Genomic DNA, 11,376 nt, shown 5'->3' with positions numbered 1-11,376 from the left:
GCCCGCCGATAACGAGGTGGTCTCCCTGGTGGCCGATCCGCGCGCCCCGGAGCTGGCGGCGAAGCTGGGCAGCACCCGCTCGGCGGCAGCGGTCGACCTGTGGGCCGAGCGCCTCGGCGGTGCGGTGGTCGCGATCGGCAACGCGCCCACCGCCCTGTTCCGGTTGTTGGAGCTGCTCGACGAGGGCGCCCCGGTGCCCGCGGCGGTCCTGGGCGGGCCGGTCGGGTTCGTCGGGTCGGCCCAGTCCAAGGACGAGCTGATCGCACGCCCGCGGGGCATGTCCTACCTGGTGGTGACCGGCCGGCGCGGTGGCAGCGCGATGGCTGCGGCCGCCGTGAATTCGATTGCGAGTGAACAGGAATGACGAGCGAGACGACCAAGCGCGGAACGCTCTACGGCGTCGGGCTCGGCCCGGGCGATCCGGAGCTGGTGACGGTGAAGGCGGCCCGGCTGATCGGGACCGCGGACGTGGTGGCCTATCACAGCGCCAGACACGGGCACAGCATCGCCAGGGGCATCGCCGAGCCGTACCTGCGGGAGGGACAGCTCGAAGAACACCTGGTCTATCCCGTCACGACCGAGACGACCGACCATCCCGGCGGGTACGTCGGCGCCATGGAGGATTTCTACGCCGCCGCCGCCGAGCGGATCGCCGCCCACCTGGAGGCCGGCCGCGACGTTGCCCTGCTGGCCGAGGGCGATCCGCTGTTCTACAGCTCCTACATGCACATGCACACCCGCCTCACAGAGCGGTTCGACGCCGTCATCGTCCCCGGCGTCACCTCGGTCAGCGCCGCCTCGGCCGCCACCGGTACCCCGCTTGTGCAGGGCGACGACGTGCTGACGATCCTGCCGGGCACCTTGCCGACCGCTGAGCTGGAGCGCCGCCTGGCCGACACCGACGCAGCCGTCGTACTCAAGCTGGGCCGCTCCTACACCCGGGTGCGCAACGCGCTGGAATCGACCGGCCGGCTGGATGAGGCCTACTACGTGGAGCGGGCCAGCACGGAGCGGCAGCGGGTGTCCCCGGCCCGCGAGGTCGGCAGTGCATCGACCGAGACCAAGGTCCCGTACTTCTCGCTGGCCATGGTGCCGGGGCGGTCCCGGTCCGCCGACACCCGAGGCAGTGTCGTGGTGGTGGGGCTCGGTCCCGGCGACTCCGACTGGATGACCCCGCAGAGCCGCCGTGAGCTCGCCGCGGCCACGGATCTGATCGGTTACGGACCGTACCTGGACCGCGTCGGGGCCCGCGCCGGACAACACCACCACCCCAGCGACAACACCGACGAGCCGGCCCGCGCCCAGCTGGCCTGCAAACTGGCCCAGGAGGGCCGCACGGTCGCCGTGGTGTCCTCCGGTGATCCGGGTGTGTTCGCGATGGCCACGGCGGTGCTCGAAGAGGCCAAGCAGTGGCCCGGTGTTCAGGTCCGGGTGATCCCGGCGATGACCGCGGCCCAGGCCGTCGCCAGCCGGGTCGGCGCCCCGCTCGGTCACGACTACGCGGTGATCTCGCTGTCCGACCGGCTCAAGCCGTGGGAGGTGGTCGCCCAGCGGCTCACCGCGGCGGCCAAGGCCGATCTGGCGCTGGCGATCTACAACCCGGCCTCCAAGACCCGGACATGGCAGGTGGGGGCCATGCGCGAGTTGCTACTGGAGTACCGCGATCCCAGCACCCCGGTGATCGTCGCGCGCGCCGTGTCCGGGGCCCAGCCCGGCGCCGGTGAACGCGTGACGGTGGTGCGGCTCGCCGATCTGGACCCGGCGCGGGTGGACATGCGGACCATGCTGATCATCGGCTCGTCACAGACGCAGTGGTACAGCGACGTCGACGGCGATCGGGTGTTCACGCCGCGGCATTACCCGAGCTGATCCGTCCGCCGGACTCCCCCACCGGATTTCGCGGTGCGGCTAGGGTCACGGCATGAGCGCACGCCCGGCGGTGGACCGCCTCGTCATGTACAAGCACGGTGTGGCCTACGTCAGCCGGAGCGGGCCCGTCAACGGTGACTTCGAGCTGACGTTTCGCCGCGACGACATGAAAGACGTGTTGAAGTCTTTGTCGGTCGACATCACGGGCGGGCAGGCGTCGATGGGTACCGTCGCGTTCGACAGCCCGACCGATCCACGCACCGAACTGGCCGACCGCAACCTGCTGCTGGAACCGGGCGGAGCACTGCTCGGACTCATCGAGGCCCTGCGCGGCCGCTCCGTCGAGGTCCGATGCGGCGACCGCCGTCACCACGGCGAGGTCATCGGGCTCGACGACTCCGGCGAGAACCGGCGCGTGCTGGTGCTGCGAACCGAGGCCGGTGCGGTGAGTCTGGTCGATCTCGCCGAGGCCGACCGGATCGACCTGGCCGAAGACCCGTCCAGGGCCGATCTCGCGTATCTGATCGACCGTTCGCGTGCCGCGACCGCGGGCCAGGATTGCCGGGTGACGGTGCAGATCCGGGGCTGGGCCGAGCAGGCCCGCCTGTCCTACATCGTGCCGGCGCCGATGTGGCGGGTCTCGTATCGATTGGTGCGTGACGGTGAGGCGTTGGTGGTGGCGGCCATGGGTATCGTGCACAACCCGATCGACGAGGATCTCACCGACGTCTCGCTGACTTTGACCACCGGACAACCGATCTCGTTCGATATCGACCTGTACCACGGCAGAAAGGTACGGCGGGCGGTGGTCCAGGAGCCCGAACGCGTCGCCATCGACCGGAAAACCCGGGGCGTCGCACCCGAAACGCCTGCGCCGGCCGCGATGCCGCAGGCCGGCCGAGCCTTCGAAGCCTACGCGGATGCGGTCGCCGACGTCGAAACCGCCGACAGCGGTGAGCATTTCGAGTACCGGTTGACGGCTCCGGTGTCGCTGAAACGGGGCGGGGCCGCGATGGTCCCGTTGGCCGTATCCCCCGTCGACGGCGTCCGCCGCGAACTGGTCTGGCGGGACGGTGCGCCGGCCCCCGATGTGGTGCTGGCCTTCACCAATACCACCGGTGTGGTGCTGGAAGAGGGACCAGCCGTCATCTACGAGCGCGATGACCACCGACAGGAGAGCTACGCCGGCGAGGCCATGGTGCCGTTCACCGCGCGCGACGCCAAGGTGCGGCTGGCGTTCGCCAAGGATCTCGCGGTGCGCTGCCGCGGCACGAGCACCGCCGACACGGTGACGGCCCGGGTGCGCCTGGCCGCCGACGCCGTGGTCGAGGAGCAGCGCGTCGAGAAGCGCTACACGTTGCGCGCCGAGAACGATCATGACGACGCCGTCGACGTCATCTTCGAACTCCTCCGCGTCCGTGGGCACCGGATCACCCCGCTGGACGGTGTTGCCGACATCGACGACGACGGGCGTTGGCACCGGATCCGGGTCTCGGTGCCCGGGCATCAGGCCGTGGAAGCCACGGTGCTGGAAACCTGGCCGGTCTACAGCCACATCGATTACCAGGAGCTCTCACCGCGTCAGTTGGAGGAATGGCTGGCCGGGCGGTCGTTGGATGGGACCACGGTGAACGAACTCGCCGGCGTGCTGCGGCGCTGGGAGCAGGCGGGCCGGCTCGACGCCGAGCGCGAACGCCTCGAATACGCCCGCGCCGAGGACTACTCCGCGCAGAGCCGCATCACCGAACAGCTCACCGTGCTCGGCTCCGACGGTCCCGAGGGCGACCTGCGGCGTCGCCAGGTCGAGCAGCTCGAACAACTACAAGGGCGGGTCAATGAGCTCGACGCGCAGATCCGCGGGTTGCGTCAGGACGCCGACGCCGCGCGGGCGGCCGCGTCCGAGGAACTGCGGCGGCTGATCGACCACGACCTCACGGCGCGGACGTGAAGAGCCGTCTGACATCTGTCGACAAACATTGACGACTGTCAGAACGGCGATTAGTGTCCGGCGTCACATCCGGTAGATGGAGGCCCACCCTCATGTCGACGGCGCAGCACGGCGCAGGCGTTCGGTCGCCGGTCGACCGACGGCAACCGCAACGCAGCGATCAGCGGCGTTCCGCGATCCTTGACGCGCTCAACGAGCACCTGCAGAAGACCGGTTTCGACGCGCTGAACATCGCCGAGGTGGCGCGGCAGGCCGGTGTGGGCCGCTCGGCGTTCTACTTCTACTTCGAGAACAAGGCCGCGGCCGTCGCCGCCCTGGTCGAGCCCATGTACGACGCGTTGTTCGCCGCCAACAACATCCTTGCCGACTCCACCCGGCCGCCGCGTGACCGCGTCCACGACACCATCGAGGCGGTGTTGCGGACCGCCGAGGATCACCGGTATCTGGTGCAGGCGATGCTGGAGGCCCGCGGCTCCAGCGCGGCCGTCCGCGAGCTGTGGGACCAGGCCCGGGAATCCTTCGTCCCCACCGTCGCCGCGGTGATCACCGCCGATCGGACCGCTGGCCGCGCCCCCGACGGCACCGACGCAGCGGTGCTGGCGAACCTGCTCATCGAATTCAACGATCGGCTTGTCGAACGGTTCATCGTCGGCGGGCCCCTGTCGCGGCAACAGCTGCTGGAAGGTGCGGAGGCAATGTGGATGGGCGCGATTTACGGAACGACGCAGTGACCGCGACGGATTCGATGCCCATGGCCATCCCGAGCACGCCCACCGAGGTGACCCCGGCGTGGCTGTCGACGGTATTGGGCGCCGACGTCGCATCGGCGCAGACCGCACCGATCGGCACCGGTCAGACCGGTGCCACCTACCGAGTCTCGGTCATCTATCGGGGCGACGCCGGACTGCCGGCGACTTTCGCGGTCAAGCTGCCGTCACAGGATGAGACGGTGCGCGATCGCGTCACCATCGGCTACCGCTCCGAGCATGCCTTCTACACCAACGTCGCCGGCCACGTGCAGATCCCGGTCCCGCACTGCCACCATTGCGAAATCGCCGACGAGGGAGCTGATTTCGTCCTTCTGCTGGCGGACATGGCACCGGCAGAGCAGGGCGATCAGATCGCCGGGTGCACACCCGACGAGGCCACCCTGGCGGTGCTGGCGCTGGCCGATCTGCACGGGCCGACATGGGCCGACCCGCAATGGGCGAACTTTCCGGGAATCGCGATGCCCAAGCCGGAGCCCGACTCCGCCAAGGGATTCGGTGACGTCGCCAAGATGGCGGCCGACATCACCCTGGACAAGCTCGGCGGCCGGCTCAGCGCCGAGGATCAGGACACCATGCGCGGGGCGATGTCCGTGGTGACGCCCTGGCTGTTGGCCGAACCGGACCGATTCGCCATCCTGCACGGCGACTACCGCCTGGACAACATGCTGTTCGATCCAGACCGCACCCGGATCACCGTGGTGGACTGGCAGACCCTCGGCTCCGGCCTGCCGACCCGCGACCTGTCGTACTTCACCGCAACCAGCCTGGATCCGACCGTCCGCGCCTCGACCGAGGCCGACCTGGTTGCGGCCTACCACGACCGCCTGCTGTCCCACGGCGTCACCGGATACGACCGCGAAACCTGTTGGCAGGATTACCGTTTGGGCATGCTACAGGCGCCACTGATTACCGTGCTCGGCACCGCATTCGCCAACTCCACCGAGCGCGGGGACGACATGATGGTGGTGATGGCGCAGCGCGGCTGCCAGGCCATCCGCGAGCTCGGCACGCTCGACCTGATCAGCGACTGACCCGAAGGTCACGTGAAGCGGGCGCCCGGGCTGACCCGGGCGATCCCGCGCACGATCCGTGGCATCCGTCTCGCCATCACCGCCATCGCATGATCCGATCGGCGCATCGTGGGCCTGGGCCCGGGCGTGGGTACCGATGCCAGTTCCGCTTCGGCTGTTCCGGCCCGGGCTCCATGGCGATCGACCGCCAGCAGGTGCCAGGTACCGGGCACCCCGCGCAACTCGACGTCGCCGCGATCCGCAAACCCGGTGCCGGAGCCTACGACCAGGTCACGGACAGTGCTGGACACCAGGATCTCCCCCGCGCCGGCCTTCCCGAGGATGCGCGCCGCGATATGAACCGCGATTCCCCCGATATCGCCATCCAGCAGTTCACATTCACCGGTATGGATACCCGAACGTATCTCGATGCCCATGGTCTCTGTCTGAGCTCGAACCGCCTCGGCACACCGGATGGCCTGTGTCGGCCCGTCGAACGTGGCCATGTGACCGTCACCGGTGCTCTTCACCACGGTGCCGCCGAATCGCTCGGTGAGTTCGGCAGTGATCTCGCCGATTCGATGCAGCACCGCACGCCAGCGTTCGTCACCGGCGGCAGCGGCGTGCTTTGTGGACGCGACCATGTCGGTGAACAACACCGTGCGCAGGGCACGGTGCGACTGCGATGGCGCGGCGTGCGTTCCGGTGAGGAATTCTTCTATTTCGTCGGTGATCTCGTCGGGTTTGGTGATCCAGGGCACGTGGTCGGTGCCGTCGACTTCGACCATGCGTGCGCCCGGTATGTGGTCGGCGAGATACCTGCCGCCCTGGACCGGAACGAGATCCCCGCTGGCATGGATGACAAGAGTCGGCGCGGCGATCGTCGGCAGGATGGGCCGGACGTCGATCCGGAATGCCGCTTCCAGAGTGGCACGCGCCATTCCCGGACTGGCGCTCATGCGCTCGAACATCCCGAGCCGGCGGACCGACCCGAAAGCCGGCAACAAGTGTTTGAGGGCTGCGCCGGTGCCCCATTCAGACGCACTGGCACGGCCGAACTCCTGGAAGGCGGCAAACTGCGCGACCGAGGGGGTGTAGACCTCCTCCATCTCGGACAGGACGCGCGCACGCAGCTCGGCCGGATCGCGGTCGAAGTCATCCCAGTCGACGACGCCGAAGTACGCGAACGTGCCGGCGAGAATCAGGGCACGCGTCCGCTCGGGCCGGGTTCCGGCGAACACCGTGGTGGCTGGACCACCTTCGCTGACCCCGAAGAGCACCGCGCGACCGAACCCGGCGGCGTCCATCACGGCCTCGATCTCGGCCGCGCGATCATCGAGTGTGCGCACTTGCGGAACCGGGTCCGACAACCCGACGCCGGCCTTGTCGAACAACAGCACACGGCAGAACGAAGAGAGCCGCTCCATGAAGGCCTCGAATTCGGGCATGGTCCAGAACAGCTCGATGTGGCTGACGAACGACCCGGCGTAGACGAGCTCGACGGGTCCGTCTCCGAATACCTGGTAGGCGAGACTCAGACCGCCGCACTGAGCGTATGACGTCTCCGCCACAATTCGGAGCCTACTGCCGCTGAGCCCTTCAGCCTGCGGTTTTGGCCCGAATCCAGGCCACCGCCTCCTCGACCGTCGCCACCGTCCGTACGCCGGGGGGAAGCGGCGGGCGGTCCACCATCACCACCGTCACCCCCGCGGCCTCGGCCGCACGCAGTTTCGGCTCGGTCATCGCGCCACCGCTGTTCTTGGTCACCAACGCGTCGATGCGGTGCTCACGCAGCAGCGTCAGTTCTCCGTCGAAGTCGTACGGGCCGCGCGACAACAGCAACTCGTGATCGGCCGGCAGCGTGTCGGGGTCCGGTGGGGTGACCGCACGGATCAGGAACCACGCGTCGATGTCCTTGAAGACCCTCGTGCCGGAACGTCCGGTGGTGAGGAACACCCGCGAATAGCCGTTGGCCGCCACAGTTTCGGCCGCTTCGCGGTCCGAACCCACCACGACGGCACCGCCCGGAGCCCAGGCCGGCCGGGCCAGCACCAGGTGCGGCAGCCCGAGTTCGCCGCAGACCTCCGCGGCGTGCGCGGTGATGGTGGCGGCGAAGGGGTGTGTGGCGTCCACGACCGCGTCGACNCACTTCCGCATCCCGTCGACGCCGCCGAACCCGCCGATGCGCACCGGGCCGACCGGCAGCGCCGGATCCGGCACCCGGCCGGCCAGCGAGCTGATCACCTCGACGCCGGGGTGTAAGGCCGAAGCCAGGGCACGGGCCTCGCCGGTGCCGCCGAGCAGCAGGACCTTCATCAGTGGGTGGCTCCGCGGCGCCGGCCCGAGGAATACAGGTAACTGTCGGAAAACCCCTCGGCGGCAAGCACATCACCGACGACGATCACCGCGGTCTTGGTCACCGACGCCGCATGCATCTTCGCGGCGATGTCGGCCAGCGTGCCGCGCAACACGATCTCCTGGGGCCAGCTGGCGAAGGCGACCACGGCACAAGGCGTTTCGGGCCGGTAGCCGCCGTCGACGAGTTGCGGGACGATGTTGTCGATCTGGGCCGCGGCCAAATGCAGCACCAGCGTCGCGCCCGGAGCCGACAGCGTGCGCAGGTCTTCACCGTCGGGCATCGCCGTGGACAGGGTGGCCACCCGGGACAGGGTGACGGTCTGGGCCACCCCGGGCACGGTGAGCTCACGGCCCAGCGCGGCGGCCACCGCCGCGAATGCCGGTACACCGGGGACGATCTCGTACCCGATGCCCAGTTCGTCGAGCCGGCGACACTGCTCGGCCAGAGCGCTGTAGATCGACGGGTCGCCGGAATGCAGCCGCGCCACGTCGAGACCGGCGCGGTCCGCGGCGGCCAACTCGTCGACGATCTGATCGAGGTTGAGCGGCCCGGTGTCGATCACATTGGCATCGGCCGGGCACAACGCCAGCAGGTCGTCGGGCATGATCGACCCGGCATAGAGACACACCGGGCAGCTGCCGAGCAGCCGCGCGCCGCGCACCGTGATGAGATCGGCGGCGCCCGGGCCGGCCCCGATGAAGTACACCGTCACGGCTTGACCACCGACCACTGGGTGACCGGCAGCGCCGGACGCCAGCCGGTGAACCCGCCGATCGCACCGCCCTGATAGTGCTGATACCGCCGCAACTCGCCGCCTTCCTTCGAATACCATTGCGCGACAACTGCTTCTGACTCCAGCGTGACCGCGTTGACCACCAGCCGCCCACCCGAGGGCAGCCGGTCGAAGCAGGCCTGCAGCAACCCGGGTTGGGTGACACCGCCGCCGATGAAGATCGCGTCGGGCGCGGGGGCGTCGTCAAGGGCCTCGGGCGCACCGCCACGAATCTGTACGCGCACCCCGAAGGCGTTGACATTGGCATCGATCCGCTCGCGCCGCTGCTCGTCGCGTTCGAATGCCACCGCCGCGCAACCCGGTGCGCTGCGCGACCATTCGATCGCGATGCTGCCCGAGCCCGAGCCGACGTCCCACAGCAGTTCCCCGGGCCGCGGCCCCAGCGCGGCGAGCGTGACCGCGCGAACGGACTGCTTGGTGAGCTGGCCGTCGTGGGCGAACGCGTCGTCGGGCAGCGCCTGGGACCGCCGTTCGTCGGGAAGGTAGGTCACCGCGATCACGTTGAGATCGTCGACGTCAACCGGACCGGCCGCCGCCCACTGCGCAGCCGTTCCCTCACGGCGACGCTCCCCCGAACCGCCCAACTGCTCGAGCACGGTCAGTTCCGAATCGCCGCGGCCGGTTTCACTGAGCAACCGGGCCAATGTCGCAGGCGTCTGCGCATCGCGCGACAGCACGATCGCCCGGCCGCCGCGGCGCACCGCGGTGTGCGGTGCGGCGGTGACCAGACTGATCACCTCGGTGTCGGGCACCGTCCAGCCCATCCGGGCACAGGCCAGCGTCACACTCGACACGTGCGGCAGCACGCGCACCTGCTCGGCCCCGAACAGCCGGATCAGCGTCGCGCCGATGCCGTGCATCATCGGGTCGCCGCTGGCCACCACGTGCGCGTCACCGTCGCCGAACAAGGTCGGCAGGGCCGGCAGCATCGGTGAGGGCCACTCCCGCCGATCCGGTGTCACGCTGTCGTCGAGCAACTCCAGTTGCCGCGGCGATCCGTACACCACGGTGGCGTTCACCAACTCGTCGCGGGATGCCTGCGACAACCCGGCCATCCCGTCGGCGCCGATGCCGACCACGGTGATGCGACCCGTCATCGCGGCATCCTGCGCCACACCGGCCGCGGCACGAACCGCGTCACGAAGATCATCGGCCGGATCACCCACGGCACCCACACCGCGCGTTTGCCCCGGGCCAGCGCCTTGGCGGTGGCGTCGGCCACCTGCGCCGGCGTGCTGGAGAACGGTGCCGGGTCCATGCCCTCGGTCATCCGGCCGATCACGAAGCCAGGCCGCACGATCAGCAGCTGCACGCCGGTACCGTGCAGGGCATCGGTCAGACCCGAGGCGAAGGCGTCCAGGCCGGCCTTGGCCGAGCCGTAGACGTAGTTGGCCCGGCGAGCCCGGGCTCCGGCGATCGAGGAGAACACCACCAGCCGGCCCCGGTCCCTGGCGCGCATTCGCTGAGCCAGCACGGTGAGCAGGCCGACCTGGGCCACGTAGTCGGTGTGCACGACGGCCACGGCGTGGGCCGGGTCGGCCTCCGCCCGGTCCTGATCGCCCAGCACGCCGAAGGCCAGCACCGCGGTGTCGATCGGTCCGTGGGCGGCTTCGAGCTGCTCGACCAGGCGGGCGTGGCTCGCGACGTCGTCGGCGTCGAATTCGACGGCATGCACCGCCGCGGCACCGGCGGCCTGCACCGCGGCGACCTGCTCGTCGAGCTGCTCGGCGCGCCGCGCCGCCAGCACCACGACCGCTCCGGCCGCCAGCCGAGCAGCGAGTTCGACACCGATCTCGCTGCGGCCGCCGAAAATCATCACGACACGATCCGTGCCGGCAATCCCGGCCGTGTCTGCTGTGTCCTCCACGGCAGCGATTATGTCCTGCGCTAGCGTGGACCCCGATGGCTACATCTCGTGGCAGGGCAACCACCAAGCTCACCAATGACGCGTTGGCGTTTCTCACCGAACGTCACCTGGCGATGTTGACCACGCTGCGCTCGGATAATTCCCCGCACGTCGTGGCGGTGGGGTTCACCTTCGACCCCAAGACGCACATCGCGCGGGTGATCACCAACGGCGGCTCGCAGAAGGCGGTGAACGCGCAGGAGCGCGGCATCGCGGTGCTCAGCCAGGTCGACGGCGCCCGCTGGCTGTCGCTCGAGGGCAAGTCCACGGTCAGCAGCGAGCCCGATGCGGTCCGCGATGCCGAGCTGCGCTACGCCCAGCGGTACCGGACCCCGCGGGTGAATCCCCGTCGTGTGGTGATCGAGGTGCGCATCGAGCGCGTGCTGGGCTCCTCGGAACTGCTGGACCGCAGCGAGGGCTAGTTCCCGCCTAGTTCACCGGCACCACGACGAGATCGTGCGGCTGGTTGTTGACCGATGACGCGCCGTCCTCGGTGACCACCACGATGTCCTCGATGCGGGCACCCCACTGCCCCGGGAAGTACACCCCGGGCTCCACGCTGAACGCCATCCCGGGCTCCAGCGGCAGGGCGTTGCCAGCCACGATGTAGGGCTCCTCGTGCACGGACAGCCCGATGCCGTGCCCGGTGCGGTGCACGAACGCCTCGGCCAGCCCCTCGGCGGCCAACACGTCGCGGGCGGCCGCGTCGACCTGCTCGGCG

The 11,376-nt window shown here is 69.5% G+C and carries 12 protein-coding genes; 6 read left to right on the top strand and 6 right to left on the bottom strand.

Features of this window, described 5'->3' with window-relative positions:
• The 5 genes from BN4332_RS08185 to BN4332_RS08165 all read left to right on the top strand — a co-directional run.
• Positions 1-364, top strand: a 364-nt coding sequence (locus BN4332_RS08185) for a precorrin-8X methylmutase (RefSeq protein WP_200820280.1), incomplete at its 5' end; no start/stop codon positions are given.
• A complete protein-coding gene (locus tag BN4332_RS08180) occupies positions 361-1,869 on the top strand; it encodes a precorrin-2 C(20)-methyltransferase (RefSeq protein WP_066897995.1) in 1,509 nt (502 codons plus the stop codon). The genes BN4332_RS08185 and BN4332_RS08180, both read left to right, overlap by 4 nt.
• A 52-nt stretch (positions 1,870-1,921) precedes the next feature.
• On the top strand, positions 1,922-3,817 hold the full coding sequence (locus tag BN4332_RS08175; RefSeq protein WP_066897994.1) for a hypothetical protein: 1,896 nt from the start codon (positions 1,922-1,924) through the stop codon (positions 3,815-3,817).
• Between the two features lie 92 nt (positions 3,818-3,909).
• Positions 3,910-4,548, top strand: coding sequence for a TetR/AcrR family transcriptional regulator (locus tag BN4332_RS08170; protein WP_066897993.1), 639 nt, complete (start codon positions 3,910-3,912; stop codon positions 4,546-4,548).
• A gap of 20 nt (positions 4,549-4,568) precedes the next feature.
• On the top strand, positions 4,569-5,618 hold the full coding sequence (locus BN4332_RS08165; protein ID WP_435405190.1) for a phosphotransferase family protein: 1,050 nt from the start codon (positions 4,569-4,571) through the stop codon (positions 5,616-5,618).
• 8 nt (positions 5,619-5,626) lie between these two features.
• Here the strand turns inward: BN4332_RS08165 and BN4332_RS08160 are convergent, their stop codons facing one another.
• From BN4332_RS08160 to dprE2, 5 genes are all read right to left on the bottom strand, one after another.
• Positions 5,627-7,168: an adenylate/guanylate cyclase domain-containing protein gene (locus tag BN4332_RS08160; RefSeq protein ID WP_066897992.1), complete on the bottom strand. Its 1,542-nt coding sequence runs from the start codon at positions 7,166-7,168 to the stop codon at positions 5,627-5,629.
• Between the two features lie 28 nt (positions 7,169-7,196).
• On the bottom strand, positions 7,197-7,913 hold the full coding sequence (locus BN4332_RS08155; protein WP_066897991.1) for a cobalt-precorrin-6A reductase: 717 nt from the start codon (positions 7,911-7,913) through the stop codon (positions 7,197-7,199).
• Positions 7,913-8,668, bottom strand: a complete 756-nt coding sequence (gene cobM / locus BN4332_RS08150; protein WP_066897996.1) for a precorrin-4 C(11)-methyltransferase — start codon at positions 8,666-8,668, stop codon at positions 7,913-7,915. Before cobM ends, BN4332_RS08155 begins: the two co-directional genes overlap by 1 nt.
• Positions 8,665-9,846: a bifunctional cobalt-precorrin-7 (C(5))-methyltransferase/cobalt-precorrin-6B (C(15))-methyltransferase gene (locus BN4332_RS08145; protein WP_066897998.1), complete on the bottom strand. Its 1,182-nt coding sequence runs from the start codon at positions 9,844-9,846 to the stop codon at positions 8,665-8,667. The genes cobM and BN4332_RS08145 overlap by 4 nt, the downstream gene beginning before the upstream one ends.
• Positions 9,843-10,565 carry a decaprenylphospho-beta-D-erythro-pentofuranosid-2-ulose 2-reductase gene (gene dprE2 / locus BN4332_RS08140; RefSeq protein ID WP_066897997.1) on the bottom strand — a complete coding sequence of 241 codons (723 nt, stop codon included), beginning with the start codon at positions 10,563-10,565 and terminating at the stop codon, positions 9,843-9,845. Before dprE2 ends, BN4332_RS08145 begins: the two co-directional genes overlap by 4 nt.
• 86 nt (positions 10,566-10,651) lie before the next feature.
• On the opposite strand from dprE2, the gene BN4332_RS08135 reads away from it, so the two are divergent.
• Positions 10,652-11,077: a F420-dependent biliverdin reductase gene (locus BN4332_RS08135; RefSeq protein ID WP_066897990.1), complete on the top strand. Its 426-nt coding sequence runs from the start codon at positions 10,652-10,654 to the stop codon at positions 11,075-11,077.
• Between the two features lie 7 nt (positions 11,078-11,084).
• Here the strand turns inward: BN4332_RS08135 and BN4332_RS08130 are convergent.
• The coding region (locus tag BN4332_RS08130; protein WP_160110823.1) for a M24 family metallopeptidase at positions 11,085-11,376 on the bottom strand (292 nt) is incomplete at its 5' end.

It is taken from the genome of Mycolicibacterium houstonense (genome assembly GCF_900078665.2).
In the GTDB taxonomy this organism is placed as follows: domain Bacteria; phylum Actinomycetota; class Actinomycetes; order Mycobacteriales; family Mycobacteriaceae; genus Mycobacterium; species Mycobacterium houstonense.
Note: the sequence above shows the minus strand (reverse complement) of the source record. Positions and strands in the feature narration are given on the sequence as shown.